The sequence below is a fragment of the Nonomuraea sp. NPDC003707 genome (assembly GCF_053587055.1).
In genome coordinates, this window is record NZ_JBSFNK010000006.1 from 157,065 (window position 1) to 171,780 (window position 14,716).

Sequence of the window (14,716 nt, forward strand, 5' to 3'; positions counted from 1 at the left end):
GTTGCTTCCTCGTGCGCCCCGATTAGCCCCCTCACCCGGTTTGTTGCGCTCGGCTCTTAGCGCAACAAACCGGCAGCCCTGGCCCAGCGGTATTTCGCGCCGAGGACCGCCACGGGCTTCTCCGTCGTGTACGGGTACGCGACCACGCCGTGCTCGAACAGGTACTCGCTGGCCTCCTCTACTTCGGTGTCGCCGGCGAGCGACGCGACGACCGGCTTGACGTTGCCCTTCGCCCGCTCCTCCGCCACGACGCGGGCGATGAGCTCGGCGAAGACCATCGGCGGCGTCACGATCGTGTGCCAGTAGCCCAGGACGAGCGCGTGGATGCGCTCGTCGGCCAGGCCGAGGCGGACCGTGTTCTCGTAGGTCGAGGGGGGTTCGCCGCCGGTGATGTCGATGGGGTTGCCCGCCGCGCCGAACGGCGGGATGTAGGCGCGGAAGGCCGCGTCCAGGTCGGGCGGGATGTCCATGAGCGTCAGCCCGGCGTCCACGATGGCGTCGGACAGCAGCACGCCGGAGCCGCCCGCCCCGGTGATGATGACGACGTTCTCGCCCTTGGGCGCGGGCAGGATCGGCAGCGCGCGGGCGTATTCGAGCATGTCGTTGAGGCCCGGCGCGCGCACGACCCCGGCCTGCCGCAGGATGTCGTCGTAGACCTTGTCGTCGCCCGCCAGCGCGCCCGTGTGCGAGCCCGCCGCCCGCGCGCCCATCGCGGTGCGGCCGGCCTTGAGCACGATGACCGGCTTCTGCCTGACGACCCGGCGCGCGGCCTCGACGAAGCCGCGGCCGTCCTTGAGGTCCTCCAGGTGCATGGCGACGGCCTTGGTGTTGTCGTCCTGCTCGAAGAAGGTCAGCAGGTCGTCCTCGTCCACGTCGGCCTTGTTGCCGACGCCGACGATGGCCGAGACGCCCATCTTCGTGGTGCGGCTGAAGCCCAGGATGGCCATGCCGATGCCGCCGCTCTGCGAGGTCAGCGCCACGCTGCCCTTGACGTCGTACGGGGTGCAGAACGTCGCGCAGAGGTTCTCCGGCGTGTAGTAGTAGCCGTAGATGTTGGGTCCGAGCATGCGCACGCCGTGCCTGCGCGCGATCTCGACGATCTCCTTCTGCCCCTCGACGTTCCCCGTCTCGGCGAACCCCGACGGGATCATGATCGCGCCCGCCACGCCCTTGCGCCCGGTCTCCTCCAGCGCCGGCGCCACGAACTTGGCGGGGATCGCGAACACGGCCACGTCCACGTCGCCGGGCACGTCCGAGATGCTCTTGTACGCGGTCAGCCCCATGATCTCGTCGGCCTTGGGGTTGATCGGGAAGATCTGCCCCTGATAGCCGCCGTTGATGAGGTTGCGCATGACCGAGTTGCCGATCTTGCCGGTCTCGGCGGAGGCGCCGATCACGGCCACCGAGCGCGGCTTGAAGATCCGCGTCATCTGCCGGAGGATCTCCTCCCGCGACAGGCGGGCGACCTCGGCGGGTTTGTCGCCGATGAGGATGCGCACGTCGGCGGCGACCGCGCCGTTGGCGTCGGCGAAGACGGGGTTGAGGTCCACCTCGACGATCTCGGGGAAGTCGGAGACCAGCCGCCCGACACGCTCGATCAGCTCCGCCAGCGCCTGGCGGTCGGCGGGCTCGGCCCCCCGGGCACCACGGAGCACTTCTGCCGCCCTGATGTCGTCCAGCATCCCAAGTGCATCTTCTCCCGAGACGGGGGCGAGCCGGAAGGTCACATCCTTGAGCACCTCGACCAGGACGCCGCCCAGCCCGAACGCGATGACCTTGCCGAACGTGGGGTCGGTGACGGCGCCGACGATGACCTCGTGGCCGCCGCCGACGAGCTGCTGCACCTGGACGCCGTCGATGGCGGCGTCGGCGTTGTACGCGCGGGCGTTGGCGAGGATCGTGTCGTAGCCCGCGCGGACCTCCTCCGCGCTCTTCAGGCCGACCAGCACGCCGCCCGCGTCCGTCTTGTGCAGGATGTCCGGGGAGACGATCTTCAGGACGACCGGGAGGCCGATGCGCTCGGCGATGGAGACCGCCTCGTCGGCCGAGGTGGCCAGGCCCTCGCCCGGGGTGGCGATGCCGTACTCCTCGCAGATCTTGCGCCCCTCGGGGGCGGTCAGGGCCGTGCGGCCCTCGGCGAGCGCCTTCTCGATGACTTCGCGGACCACTAGATGACTCCGTTCGTCCTGAGTTGGGCCAGCTCGTCCGCGCTGACGCCGAGCTCGCCGTAGATCTCCTGGTTGTGCTCGCCGAGCAGGGGCGGGGTCCGGACGTCGACCGGGGAGTCCGACAGCTGCAGCGGGCTGCCGACGGTCACGAACTCGCCGCGCTCCGGGTGGTCGACCGTGACGACGATGCCCTCCTCGCGCAGGCTCTCGTCCTGGACCAGCTCCTTGGTGGACAGGATCGGCCCGCACGGGATGTTCTCGGCGTTGAGCCGGTCGAGGACCGTCCACTTGTCGTGGCGGATCGTCCACTCCTCGATGAGCTGGAACATCTTGTCCAGCTTCGGCAGCCGCGCCTCGGGCGTCGCCCACTCGGGGTCCTCGGCCAGCTCGGGGCGGCCGATGATGTTCGAGATGGGCTTCCAGCCGACCGGCTGCACGATCACGTAGATGTAGTCGTTGGGTCCGCCGGGCGCGCAGCGCACCGCCCAGCCGGGCTGGCCGCCGCCGCTGGCGTTGCCCGAGCGGGGCACCTCGTCGCCGAACGTCTTGTTCGGGTACTCGCGCAGCGGGCCGTGCGCCAGGCGCTGCTGGTCGCGGAGCTTGACGCGGCACAGGTTCAGCACGGCGTGCTGCATGGCCACCTGTACGCGCTGCCCGCGGCCGGTCTGCTGGCGCTGGTAGAGGGCGGCCAGGATGCCGGCGACCGCGTGGATGCCGGTGCCCGAGTCGCCGATCTGCGCCCCGGTGGCCAGCGGCGGGCCCTCCTCGAAGCCGGTGGAGGTCATCGAGCCGCCCATGGCCTGGGCGATCACCTCGTACGCCTTGAACTTGGCGTACCTGCCGGTGCCGAAGCCCTTGATCGAGGCGTAGATCAGGCGCGGGTTGAGCTCCTGGAGCCGGTCCCAGGTGAAGCCCATGCGGTCGACCGCGCCCGGGCCGAAGTTCTCGACCAGGATGTCGGCGCTCCTCACCAGGTCGGTGAAGATCTCCTTGCCGCGCTCGCTCTTCATGTTGAGGGTGATGCTGCGCTTGTTGCAGTTGAGCATCGTGAAATAGAGGCTGTCGACGTCCGGGAGATCGCGGAGCTGCTGCCGGGTGATGTCGCCGGTCGGGGCCTCCAGCTTGACGACGTCCGCGCCCAGCCAGGCGAGCAGCTGGGTGCAGGACGGGCCCGACTGGACGTGGGTCATGTCGAGGACGCGGACACCTTCGAGAGCCTTCATCTGGGCGCTCCCCTACTTGTACATCGTCTGGTTCATGGTTCCGGGGGCGTAGACCTCTGGATCGACCCACACGTTGATCAGCGAGGGCTTGCCCGACTCCCTGGCCCGCTCCAGCGCGGGGCGGATCTCGGCCGGGTCGCGCACCTCCTCGCCGTGGCCGCCGAGCAACTTGGCGAAGTCGCCGTAGCGGATGTCGCCGAGAGTGTTGCCGACGCGGGCGCGGTCCTCGCCGTACTTGGCGGCCTGGCCGTACCTGATCTGGTTCATGGACGAGTTGTTGCCGATGACCCCGATGAACGGCAGGTCGAAGCGGACCATGGTCTCGAAGTCCCAGCCGGTCAGGCTGAAGGCGCCGTCGCCGAACAGGCAGAGCACCTCCTTGTCGCGCCGCGCCTGCTTGGCCGCCATCGCGAACGCCATGCCGACGCCGAGCGTGCCGAGCGGTCCCGGGTCCATCCAGTGGCCGGGCGACTTGGGCTGCACGACCTGGCCGGAGAAGGTGACGATGTCGCCGCCGTCGCCGATGTAGATCGTGTCCTCGGTGAGGAACTCGTTGATCTCGTGGACCAGGCGGTAGGGGTCGATGGGCTGGGCGCCGGAGAGCTGGCGGGGCAGGCGCTTCTCGTACGCCTGGGTCTCGACCGCGCGCAGCTCGTCCATCCACTCCTTGCGCTTGGTGACCGCGTTCTCGATGCGGCCGCTGGCGGCCTGGGCCGCCGCCGCGAGGACGAGGCCGGCGTCGCCGACGATCCCCAGGTCGATGTCGCGGTTCTTGCCGACCGTGCGGTAGTCGAGGTCGATCTGGACCACGGCGGCGGTCGGCGACAGGCGCTTGCCGTAGCCCATCCGGAAGTCGAACGGGGTGCCGACGATGATGATCAGGTCGGCGTTGGTGAAGGCGTACCTGCGGCTGAGCTGGAAGTGGTGCGGGTCGCCGGGCGGGAGCGTGCCGCGGCCCGAGCCGTTCATGTACGCGGGCACGTTCAGGGCCCGGACGAAGTCGATCGCGGCGTCCGTGGCCCGGCACGTCCACACCTGGCTCCCGAGCAGGATGCACGGCTTCTCCGCGTGCGCCAGCATGTCGGCCAGCCGCTCGATCGCCTCGGGGTCGCCCTGCTGGCGGGTCGAGGCCCGGTAGTGCCCGGCCTTGGGGATGCGCGCCTTCTCCAAGGGGACCTTCGCGTCGAGCACGTCGCGCGGGATCTCCAGGAACGACGGGCCCGGAGCGCCGTGGTAGCACTCGCGGAAGGCCATCGACACGATGTCCGCCACCCGCTCCGTGCTCGGCACCGTGGCCGCGAACTTGGTGATCGGGCTCATCATGTCCACGTGCGGCAGGTCCTGCAGCGAGCCCATCTTGTGCTGGCTCAGCGCTCCCTGGCCGCCGATGAGCAACATGGGGCTCTCCGCGCGGAAGGCGTTGGCCACGCCGGTGACCGCGTCGGTCGTGCCCGGCCCGGCGGTGACCACCGCGCAGCCGGGCTTGCCGGTGATGCGCGCGTACCCGTCGGCCGCGTGTGCCGCCACCTGCTCGTGGCGTACGTCGATGACCTCGATGCCCTCATCGACGCAGCCGTCATAGATATCGATGATGTGGCCGCCGCAGAGCGTGTAGATCACGTCCACACCCTCGGCTTTGAGTGCCTTGGCTACGAGATGACCACCAGAGATCGTTTCCGACATCATGCCACCCTTTCCGGCGTCGGCTGTCTTCCGCATACTGCATACCGTATGACCGCAATGGTTACTCCCTCCCGTTCGGCCTGTCTAGCCCCCAGGGGGCAACTCGATCAGCTCGACCTGCTCACCGGCCCACCCCGGAGGGACGACGGCCAGCGCGTCGGCCAGCGCCGCCCCCCACAGCGAACCCGGCCGGTCGTGCCCCACCGGCACCGCGTCCCGGCCCGACCTCCGGACCGGCACGAGCCGCGTGTCGCGCGGGTGCGCCCGCACCGCTCCGGCCAGCGCCGACGTCTCCGTGCGGACGGGGATCCCGGCCAGCTCGCGCAGGATGGGCGCGAGCAGCGTGAGGGCCGCGCCGAGGGCCGCGAACGGGTTTCCCGGCAGGCCGACGACCAGCGCCCCTCCCGGCAGCCGGGCCAGCAGTTGCGGGTGCCCGGGCCGGACGGCGACACCGTCGACGATCACGTCGGCGCCGAGGTCGCCCAGCACGGCCCTGAGGTGGTCGGCGGGCCCCTTGGACGACGCGCCGCACACGGCGACCACGTCTGCCGTCCCGGTCTTGAGTGCGGCGCGGAGCGCTTCCCGGCCGTCGGGCAGCACGTCGGTGCTCGCCACCCGGCCGCCGGCCCACGCCACCAGCCCCGGCAGGAACGGGCCGATGGCGTCGCGCACCCTGCCCGGCGCGGGCAGACCCTCGTGCACGACCTCGTCCCCGGTGATCAGCACCGCGACCCGCGGGCGGGGCCGTACCGGCAGCTCGTCGTGGCCCAGCGCGGCGGCCAGCCCGAGCGCCACCGGGGTCACCACCGCGCCCGCGCCCAGCACGACCGCGCCCTCGGCGATGTCCTCGCCCCGCCGCCGGATGTGCCGCCCGAGCTCGGCCGTGCCGTTCACCCGCGCCCCGTCCACCGCGGCCTGCTCGTACGGCAGCACCGCCGACGCCCCCGCGGGCGTCGGAGCGCCGGTGGCGATCTCGACCGCCTCCCCCGGCCGCAACTCCTCCCCGTAGCAGGCGCCACCGGCCAGCACCCGGCCGACCACCCGCCACGGACCGGCACCGGCCACCGCGTAGCCGTCCATCGCCGAAACGTCCACCCCGGGCACCGCCACCAGCGCCGTCAACGGCGCGGCGAGGCGGCCGCCGAGAGCGTCTGCGAGCAGCACGGACGCGGGTTCGAGGGGCGTCGCGGCCCCCTTCGCGAGGGCCCGCGCGGTCACCCAGGTCGTCGATTCCACCACTAGATCATGCCGAAGAACGGTCACAGGCATGCTCCTTGACCCACGTTTTTCCATACTGTATACCGAATGCAAATCCGACGCGAGAACGGAGCGCAGCATGAAGGTCGCTGTTCTTGGCGCCGGCGCCATCGGCGCATACGTGGGGGCCGCCCTCCACCGGGCGGGAGTCGAGGTGCACCTCATCGCGAGAGGCGAGCACCTGCAGGCGATCCGGCGCGCCGGTGTGCGGGTGCTCACCCCCAGAGGCGACTTCACCGCCCATCCCCATGCCACCGACGACACCACTCAGGTCGGCCCGGTGGACCACGTCTTCCTGGGCCTCAAGGCGAACAGCTACGCCTCTGCGGGCCCCATGATCAGGCCGCTCCTGCACGAGGCCACGAGCATCATCGCCGCGCAGAACGGCATCCCGTGGTGGTACTTCCACGGGCTCAAGGGCCCCTACGAGGGCTACCGCATCGAGAGCGTCGACCCGGGCGGCGCGGTCACGACCGCGCTGCCCCTGCACCGTGCCGTCGGCTGCGTCGTGTACGCCGCCACCGAGATCGAGCGGCCCGGCGTGATCCGCCATCTTGAGGGCACCCGCTTCTCCATCGGCGAGCCGGACGGCGAGCTGACCGAGCGGTGCGCCGCCTTTAGCCAGGCCGCGATAGCCGGCGGGCTCAAGTGCCCGGTGGAGCGCGACCTGCGCAAAGACGTGTGGGTCAAGCTCATGGGCAACATCGCTTTCAACCCGATCAGCGCGCTGGCCAGGGCGACGATGGCCGGGATCTGCCGCCACGACGGCGCCAGGGAGCTGGTCGTGGCCATGATGCGGGAGACCGTCGAGGTGGCCGGGCGGGTCGGCTGCGACCCGGGGATCTCCATCGAGCGCCGCCTGAAGGGGGCGGAGAAGGCGGGCGAGCACAAGACCTCCACGCTGCAGGACCTGGAGAAGGGCAAGCCGCTGGAGCTGGACGTGCTGCTCGCGGCGGTGGTCGAGCTGGCCGACCTCACCGGCGCCGAGGTGCCGACGCTGCGTGCCATCCACGCGGTGAGCGACCTCCTCAACGCCAACCTTGTCCGCGCGGTCTAGCGGGGAATACCGTAGCCTGTATACAGAATGGAGGGATCATGAGCTATGACCGCCTGACCCATCCACTGGTGCGTGAGAACGGCGTGCTGCGCAGGGCGACCTGGGAAGAGGCCCTGGAGCGGGCGGCGGAGGGCTTCCGCCGCAACCTCGCCGCGCATGGGCCCGACTGCTTCGCCATGTTGTCGTGCGCCCGCTCCACCAACGAGATGAACTACGTCGGGCAGAAGTTCACCCGCGTGGTGATCGGCACCAACAACGTGGACTCCTGCAACCGCACCTGCCACGCGCCGAGCGTGGCGGGGCTGTCGGCGGTGTTCGGCAGTGGTGGCGGCACGTCCTCCTACCAGGAGGTGGAGGACACCGATGTGATCGTGATGTGGGGTTCGGCGGCGCGTAACGCCCACCCCATCTTCTTCCAGCACGTGCTGAAGGGCATCCACAACGGCGCGCGGATGTTCGCGGTGGACCCGCGCCGCACCGGCACCGCCCAGTGGGCCGACCTGTGGCTGGGGCTGAACGTGGGCACCGACATCCCCCTCGCCCACGCGGTGGCCAGGGAGATCATCCACGCCGGGCTGCACAACGAGGCGTTCATCGAGCGGGCCACGATCGGGTTCGAGGAGTTCAAGGAGTCGGTCGAGCCCTGGACCCTCACCACCGCCGAGCAGGTCACCGGCGTGCCCGCGCACGCCATCCGCGAGCTGGCCCACGCCTACGCCCGCGCCGACCGCGCCCAGCTGTGCTGGACGCTCGGCATCACCGAGCACCACAACGCGACGGACAACGTACGGGCCCTGATCAACCTGTCCCTGCTCACCGGCCACGTCGGCCGTTACGGCTCCGGCCTGTCGCCGCTGCGCGGCCAGAACAACGTGCAGGGCGGCGGCGACATGGGCGCCATCCCCAACCGGCTGCCCGGCTTCCAGGACATCCTCGACCCCGGCATCCGGGCGCGTTTCGAGAGCGTGTGGGGCAGGGAGATCCAGCCCCGCTACGGACTCAACCTCACCCAGATGCTGGAGGCCATGGCCGACGGCGAGGTGACCACCTGCTATCTCATCGGTGAGAACCCCGTGCAGTCCGAGGCCGACTCGCTGGCCTGCATCAAGCGCCTGTCCATGCTCGACCACCTGGTCGTGCAGGACATCTTCCTCACCAAGACCGCCCAGATGGCCGACGTCGTGCTGCCTGCCAGCGCCGCCTGGTGCGAGGCGGACGGCACGTTCACCAACAGCGAGCGCCGCGTCCAGCGGGTCCGCAAGGCCCTGGATCCGCCGGGCGAGGCGCGCGACGACATCTGGATCATGTGCGAGCTGGCCCGCAGGCTGGGCCACGACTGGCACTACGACGGCGCCGAGGAGGTCTGGAACGAGCTGCGCGCCATGTCGCCCCAGCACCACGGCATGACCTACGAGCGGCTGGCCGACCTGCAGGGCATCCAGTGGCCCTGCCCGTCGGAGGACTCGCTGGAGCCGCCCTACCTGCACGGCAGGCTGTGGGAGAGCGACCCGGTCAGGCGGGGCGTGCCGGCGCCGTTCGCGGTGCTGCGCCACTCGCCGCCGGTGGACCTGCTGGACGAGGAGTATCCGCTGCGGCTGACGACCGGGCGGCGGCTCGACTCGTACAACACGGGCGTGCAGTCCTCCGGGTTCGCCTCTCCCCTGCGCCGGGGCGAGACGGTGGAGCTCTGCCCCGAGGACGCCGACCGGCTCGGCGTCGTCGCGGGCGAGGAGGTGCGGATCAGCTCGCGGCGCGGGTCGGTGGTCGCGCCGGTGTTCATAGACCCCGCCCTGCGGCCGGGGCTGGTGTTCATGACCATGCACTTCCCGGACGAGGTGGACACCAACTCGCTCACCATCGAGGCCACCTGCCCGATCGCGGGCACCGCCGAGTTCAAGGCGGCGGCCGTACGCGTCGAGAAGCTCGTGAAGGCCGGGTGATCAGATGGATCTGAGGTTCCGTGGCGCAGAGCCGTCCGACGAGGAGCGCGCGGCCGTCGACGCCCTGCTCGGGCCGCCCGCGTCGGCGTGGGACGGCGGCGGGAGGACCGAGGCCGACCTGCGGGTGGCCGCCCGCGCCGAGTCGCAGCGCGACATGCTGCTGCCCGCGCTGCACGCGGTCAACGACCGGGTCGGGTGGATCAGCGAGGGCGCGCTCGACTACATCTGCCGCCGCCTGACCGTGCCGCCCGCCGAGGCGTACGGGGTGGCGACGTTCTACTCGCTGTTCTCCATGGAGCCGCGGCCGAAGCGGGTGCTGCACGTCTGCACCGACCTGGCCTGCCAGGCCAAGGGTGGCGAGGACGTACGCAGGCGGGTGGAGGAGCGGCTCGGCCCGCCCGGCAAGGCGTGGCACGAGAGCCCCTGCCTGGGCCTGTGTGAGCGGGCCCCCGCCGCGCTCGCCCTGGAGGCGGGCACGCCTCCCAAGGCCCAGGTGTACGCGCCCGCGAACGCCTCCCTGACCCTGGACGCCCCCACCCCCAACGGCACCACCCCCAGCCTCGACGTCGCCGGCGACGCCCCGGTGGCGGCGGCCGTGCCGCAGTCCGGGCAGGACGGGCTGACCCTGCTCAGGAGGGTCGGCACGACCGATCCCGCGAGCCTGGACGACTACCGGGCGGCCGGCGGCTACAGCGCGCTCAGGAGGGCGTTCGAGCTGGGGCCCGCCGGGGTCATCCGGGAGGTCCTGGAGTCGGGGCTGGTCGGCAGGGGCGGCGCCGCGTTCCCGACCGGCCGCAAGTGGGACGCCACCGCGCGCCAGCCCGACCACCCGCACTACCTGGTCTGCAACGCCGACGAGAGCGAGCCGGGCACGTTCAAGGACCGCGTGATCATGGAGGGCGACCCGTACGCGCTGGTGGAGGCGATGACGATCGCCGCCTACGCCACCGGCTGCGCCAAGGGATACCTCTACATCAGGGGCGAATACCCCAGGGCGACCGCGCGGCTCCAGCACGCCATCGCGACCGCGCGCGCACGGGGCCTGCTCGGCGACGACATCCTCGGCAAGGGCCTGTCGTTCGACATCGAGCTGCGCAGGGGCGCGGGCGCGTACATCTGCGGCGAGGAGACCGCGATCTTCAACTCCATCGAGGGGCAGCGGGGCGAGCCGCGCAGCAAGCCGCCGTTCCCCGTGGAGAAGGGGCTGTTCGGCAAGCCGACCGTGGTCAACAACGTCGAGACGCTGGTCAACGTGCTGCCGATCCTGGAGCGCGGCGCCCGGGCGTACACGGCGGCCGAGCCCAAGCTGTTCTGCGTCTCGGGCGCGGTCGAGCGGCCCGGCGTGTACGAGCTCACGTTCGGGACGACGTTGCGCGAGCTCCTGGACATGACCGGCACCACCGGCACGACGAAGGCGGTGCTGCTCGGCGGCGCGGCCGGCGCGTTCGTCACCGACCTGGACATCCCGCTCACCTTCGAGGGCACCAGGAACGCGGGGGCGACGCTCGGCTCCGGCGTGGTGCTCGTCATCGACGACACCGTGGACATGAAACGGCTGCTGCTGCGCATCGCGGAGTTCTTCCGCGACGAGTCCTGCGGCCAGTGCGTGCCCTGCCGGGTCGGCACCGTACGGCAGGAGGAGGCCCTGCACCGGCTGTCGCGCCGGGTCTCCGACGATGATCTCGTGCTGCTGCGCGAGGTCGGCCAGACCATGCGGGACGCCTCGATCTGCGGCCTCGGACAGACCGCCTGGAACGCCGTCGAATCGGCCATCGACCGTCTGGGAGTGTTCAAATGATCCCGCTCCAGCCGCCCCGGCGGCTCATCGACGTCCAGATCGACGGCGAGGACGTACGGGTGCCGGAGGGCTCGACGATCCTCGACGCCTGCCACGCGGCGGGCAAGGACATCCCCACCCTCTGCTACGGCGACACGCTGACCCCGAAGAACGCCTGCCGCGTCTGCGTCGTGGAGGTGGAGGGCGCCAGGACGCTGGCGCCCGCCTGCTCCCGCAAGGCCGAGGCCGGCATGAAGGTCGGCACCGACACCGAGCGGGCCCGGCAGAGCCGCAAGGTGGTGCTGGAGCTGCTCGGCTCCTCCGTGGACCTGTCGACCACCCCTCGCGCCGCCGAGTGGGCCGAGGAGTACGGCGCCGATCCCACGCGGTTCGGCGACGACGCGGCCACGGTCGAGCAGCCCGCCAAGGTGGACAACGACCTCTACGTGCGCGACTACAGCAAGTGCATCCTGTGCTACAAGTGCGTGGACGCCTGCGGCGACCAGTGGCAGAACACCTTCGCCATCGCCGTCGCGGGCCGCGGGTTCGACGCGACGATCTCCACGGAGTTCGAGGCGCCGCTCACCGACTCGGCCTGCGTCTACTGCGGCAACTGCGTGGAGGTGTGCCCGACGGGCGCGCTGTCGTTCAAGACCGAGTTCGACATGCGGGCCGAGGGCACCTGGGACGAGTCGCGGCAGAGCGAGACCACGACGGTCTGCAGCTACTGCGGGGTCGGCTGCAACCTGACCCTGCACGTGCAGGACAACAAGATCGTCAAGGTGAGCTCGCCGCACGACAACCCGGTGACCAAGGGCAACCTCTGCGTCAAGGGCCGCTTCGGGTACGGCTATGTCTAGGGCGCTCATCCGGGCCGAGGGGAGCGCTCGTGTCTAGGGTCGCGGTGAAACGGCGGATCCTGCGGGTCAAGGACACCGCCCGCATCCCCAAGGTCGACTCGCTGGCCGCCGAGGAGCCGCTGGAGATCCGCCTCGACGGGACGCCGCTGACGGTCACCATGCGCACGCCCGGCGACGACTTCGACCTGGCCGCCGGGTTCCTGGTCAGCGAGGGGGCCGTGGGCGCGGCCGACGACATCGCCACGATCCGCTACTGCGCGGGCGCGACGGTGGACGGCGGGAACACGTACAACGTGCTCGACGTGCGGCTGGCGCCCGGCGTGACGGCGCCCGCGCCGCGCAACTTCTACACCACGTCCTCCTGCGGCGTCTGCGGCAAGGCGTCGCTGGAGGCGGTACGCACGGTGGCTCGCTGGAGCGCCGGAGACGACCCGGTCGAGCTGGCGCAGCCGACCGTCGCCGCCCTGCCGGACCGGCTGCGCGCGGCCCAGCGGGTGTTCGACCGGACCGGGGGCCTGCACGCGGCCGGCCTGTTCACGTCCGACGGCGAGCCGCTGTGCGTGCGCGAGGACGTGGGCCGGCACAACGCGGTGGACAAGCTGCTCGGCTGGGCCCTGCGCAACGACCGGCTCCCTTTGCGCGGGACCGTCCTGATGGTGTCGGGCCGGGCCTCGTTCGAGCTGGTGCAGAAAGCGGTCATGGGGGGCATCCCGGTGCTCGCCGCTGTCTCGGCGCCGTCGTCGCTCGCGGTCGAACTGGCCGCGGAGGAGGGGCTGACGCTCATCGGGTTCCTGCGCGGGGACTCGATGAACGTCTATACGGGCGAGCGCCGCCTGAGCATCACCCCGAGCGCCGGCTATGGCTCGGCCGGCGCACACTCACCGGGGTGATGGCGGGATGCCGCACGGCGCCCTGGCCCCCAGCCGCCGTCCGGCATCCCCTCCCTGCTTATTGCCTCCGCTTCGCGGAGGCGGGCTCGGTCGCTGCGAGCCGTCGCCAGAGGATTTTGACAACCATTTTCATTTTGGCGCATACTGACTCACATGATGTCAGGATTTTCCCGGTCGTACGCCGTCGGATTGCTGGCCGGGGCCACCCTCCTCACCACCGCCGCCTGCGGATCCGGCTCCGCCGAGACCGCCGCAGGGGGCAGGCCGGAGGTGGTCGCCGCGTTCTATCCGCTCCAATGGCTGACCGAGCAGGTGGGAGGATCCGACGCGCACGTGACCGTCCTGACCGCCCCCGGCGTCGAGCCGCACGACCTCGAGCTGAGCATCCAGCAGGTGACCGAGATCCAGAAGGCGGCGCTCACGGTCTACATCAAGGGCGTGCAGCCCGCCGTGGACGACGCGGTCGACGCCGACAAGAGCTTCGACGCCGCCACGGCCGTCACGACCCTGCCCGCGAGCGGGCACGAGGAGGGCGAGGAGGAGCACGGCCACGAGGTCTCGTACGACCCGCACCTCTGGCTGGACCCCACCCGCCTGGCCACCATCGCCACCAAGCTCGGCGAGCGCCTGGCCGCCGCCGACCCGGCGCACGCGCAGGCGTACAAGGACCGCGCCGCCAAGACGGCGGGCGCGCTTGGAACGCTCGACCAGGAGTTCGCCAAGGGCCTGAGCACGTGCAGGACCAAGTCCCTGGTCACGGCGCACGAGGCGTTCGGCTACCTGGCGGACCGTTACAAACTCAAGCAGGTCGGCATCACGCTCGACCCCGAGACCGAGCCGTCGCCCGCGCGCATCTCCGAGGTGGCCAAGCTGGCCAAGGCCGAGGGTGTGACCACGATCTTCACCGAGTCCCTGGTCAGCCCCAAGGTGGCCGAGGTGCTCGCGAACGAGGTGGGCGCGAAGACCGCCGTGCTCGACCCGCTGGAGAGCCGGCCCTCCGGCGATTACCTGTCGGCCATGCGCGATAACCTCAAAACCCTACAAACAGCACTGGGGTGTACGGCATGAGCGAAACGGCCTTCGCGATGACCGACGGCCGGGTCTCCTTCGATGGCAAGCCCGTCCTCCGGGGGATCGACCTGACCGTCTGCCCGGGTGAGGTCGTCGCCCTCCTGGGGGCCAACGGCTCGGGCAAGTCGACGCTGGTCCGCGCACTGCTCGGCCTCACGCCGCTCACCGGCGGCTCGACGCTGATGTACGGGTCCCCGCCGGGCAGGTTCCGCGACTGGTGGCGCATCGGCTACGTGCCGCAGCGGCTCCAGGTCGGGGGCGGCGTGCCCGCCACCGTACGCGAGGTCGTGGCCTCGGGCCGGATCGCCAGGCAGAGCCGGCTGCGCAGGACCAGCCCGGCCGACAAGGCCGCCGTGGCCGACGCGCTGGAGGCCGTCCGGCTGGCCGACCGCGCGAACGACCCCGTCCAGTCGCTGTCCGGCGGCCAGCAGCAGCGGGTGCTCATCGCCCGGGCGCTGGCCGGAGAGCCGGACACGTACGTGATGGACGAGCCGACGGCGGGCGTGGACGCCGACACGCAGCAGTTGCTGGCCGACACGCTGGCCGGGCTGGTACGCGACGGCAAGACGGTGGTGCTGGTCGCGCACGAGCTGGGGCCGCTGGAGCCGATCATCACGCGCGGCGTGGTGATCCGCGAGGGCCGCGTCGCGCACGACGGCAGGCCGCCGCGCCCGGAGGGCGACTGCGCCCGGCCGGGCCACGAACATCAGCATCCGCACGCGGCCACGCCGGCCGCGGGGCCGTTGACCGGCTGGCAGGGGGAGGCGCCGTGAACGGCGGCCGACGGAGG

General features: G+C 71.2%; 11 protein-coding genes. 7 read left to right on the plus strand and 4 right to left on the minus strand.

The window, feature by feature from the left end; translation table 11 throughout:
• Positions 1-56 precede the first annotated feature (56 nt).
• Genes ACWDRB_RS17630 through ACWDRB_RS17645 form a run of 4 tightly spaced genes read right to left on the minus strand, consistent with a single transcriptional unit; the run spans position 57 to position 6,343 of the window.
• Positions 57-2,168, minus strand: a complete 2,112-nt coding sequence (locus ACWDRB_RS17630; RefSeq protein WP_363967335.1) for an acetate--CoA ligase family protein — start codon at positions 2,166-2,168, stop codon at positions 57-59.
• Positions 2,168-3,391, minus strand: a complete 1,224-nt coding sequence (frc, locus tag ACWDRB_RS17635) for a formyl-CoA transferase (RefSeq protein WP_350725074.1) — start codon at positions 3,389-3,391, stop codon at positions 2,168-2,170. The genes ACWDRB_RS17630 and frc overlap by 1 nt, the downstream gene beginning before the upstream one ends.
• A 12-nt stretch (positions 3,392-3,403) precedes the next feature.
• Complete coding sequence (locus ACWDRB_RS17640) at positions 3,404-5,110, minus strand: thiamine pyrophosphate-binding protein (RefSeq protein ID WP_350725072.1); 1,707 nt, start codon at positions 5,108-5,110, stop codon at positions 3,404-3,406.
• Between the two features lie 48 nt (positions 5,111-5,158).
• On the minus strand, positions 5,159-6,343 hold the full coding sequence (locus tag ACWDRB_RS17645; RefSeq protein ID WP_449894964.1) for a molybdopterin molybdotransferase MoeA: 1,185 nt from the start codon (positions 6,341-6,343) through the stop codon (positions 5,159-5,161).
• A gap of 67 nt (positions 6,344-6,410) precedes the next feature.
• Between ACWDRB_RS17645 and ACWDRB_RS17650 the strand changes: the two genes are divergently transcribed.
• The 7 genes from ACWDRB_RS17650 to ACWDRB_RS17680 all read left to right on the plus strand — a co-directional run bounded on the left by ACWDRB_RS17650 (position 6,411) and on the right by ACWDRB_RS17680 (position 14,699).
• Positions 6,411-7,388, plus strand: a complete 978-nt coding sequence (locus tag ACWDRB_RS17650) for a 2-dehydropantoate 2-reductase (RefSeq protein WP_350725070.1) — start codon at positions 6,411-6,413, stop codon at positions 7,386-7,388.
• Between the two features lie 38 nt (positions 7,389-7,426).
• Positions 7,427-9,328, plus strand: coding sequence for a molybdopterin oxidoreductase family protein (locus ACWDRB_RS17655; protein WP_449894967.1), 1,902 nt, complete (start codon positions 7,427-7,429; stop codon positions 9,326-9,328).
• 4 nt (positions 9,329-9,332) lie between these two features.
• Positions 9,333-11,126 (plus strand): NAD(P)H-dependent oxidoreductase subunit E, encoded by a 1,794-nt coding sequence (locus ACWDRB_RS17660; RefSeq protein ID WP_449894969.1) that lies wholly within the window; start codon positions 9,333-9,335, stop codon positions 11,124-11,126.
• On the plus strand, positions 11,123-11,965 hold the full coding sequence (locus ACWDRB_RS17665; protein ID WP_364239898.1) for a 2Fe-2S iron-sulfur cluster-binding protein: 843 nt from the start codon (positions 11,123-11,125) through the stop codon (positions 11,963-11,965). The genes ACWDRB_RS17660 and ACWDRB_RS17665 overlap by 4 nt, the downstream gene beginning before the upstream one ends.
• Positions 11,966-11,994: 29 nt before the next feature.
• Complete coding sequence (gene fdhD / locus ACWDRB_RS17670; RefSeq protein WP_350725062.1) at positions 11,995-12,855, plus strand: formate dehydrogenase accessory sulfurtransferase FdhD; 861 nt, start codon at positions 11,995-11,997, stop codon at positions 12,853-12,855.
• A gap of 153 nt (positions 12,856-13,008) precedes the next feature.
• A complete protein-coding gene (locus tag ACWDRB_RS17675) occupies positions 13,009-13,923 on the plus strand; it encodes a metal ABC transporter substrate-binding protein (protein WP_363967345.1) in 915 nt (304 codons plus the stop codon).
• On the plus strand, positions 13,920-14,699 hold the full coding sequence (locus tag ACWDRB_RS17680) for a metal ABC transporter ATP-binding protein (protein WP_449894972.1): 780 nt from the start codon (positions 13,920-13,922) through the stop codon (positions 14,697-14,699). The genes ACWDRB_RS17675 and ACWDRB_RS17680 overlap by 4 nt, the downstream gene beginning before the upstream one ends.
• Positions 14,700-14,716 lie beyond the last annotated feature (17 nt).

Bases quoted from the DNA above. Each gene is read 5' to 3' on its own strand.
- frc (WP_350725074.1), bottom strand. From the start codon at position 3,391: ATGAAGGCTCTCGAAGGTGTCCGCGTCCTCGACATGACCCACGTCCAG.
- ACWDRB_RS17650 (WP_350725070.1), top strand. From the start codon at position 6,411: ATGAAGGTCGCTGTTCTTGGCGCCGGCGCCATCGGCGCATACGTGGGG.
- ACWDRB_RS17660 (WP_449894969.1), top strand. From the start codon at position 9,333: ATGGATCTGAGGTTCCGTGGCGCAGAGCCGTCCGACGAGGAGCGCGCG.
- ACWDRB_RS17655 (WP_449894967.1), top strand. From the start codon at position 7,427: ATGAGCTATGACCGCCTGACCCATCCACTGGTGCGTGAGAACGGCGTG.
- ACWDRB_RS17645 (WP_449894964.1), bottom strand. From the start codon at position 6,343: ATGCCTGTGACCGTTCTTCGGCATGATCTAGTGGTGGAATCGACGACC.
- ACWDRB_RS17675 (WP_363967345.1), top strand. From the start codon at position 13,009: ATGATGTCAGGATTTTCCCGGTCGTACGCCGTCGGATTGCTGGCCGGG.
- ACWDRB_RS17665 (WP_364239898.1), top strand. From the start codon at position 11,123: ATGATCCCGCTCCAGCCGCCCCGGCGGCTCATCGACGTCCAGATCGAC.
- ACWDRB_RS17640 (WP_350725072.1), bottom strand. From the start codon at position 5,110: ATGCGGAAGACAGCCGACGCCGGAAAGGGTGGCATGATGTCGGAAACG.
- ACWDRB_RS17680 (WP_449894972.1), top strand. From the start codon at position 13,920: ATGAGCGAAACGGCCTTCGCGATGACCGACGGCCGGGTCTCCTTCGAT.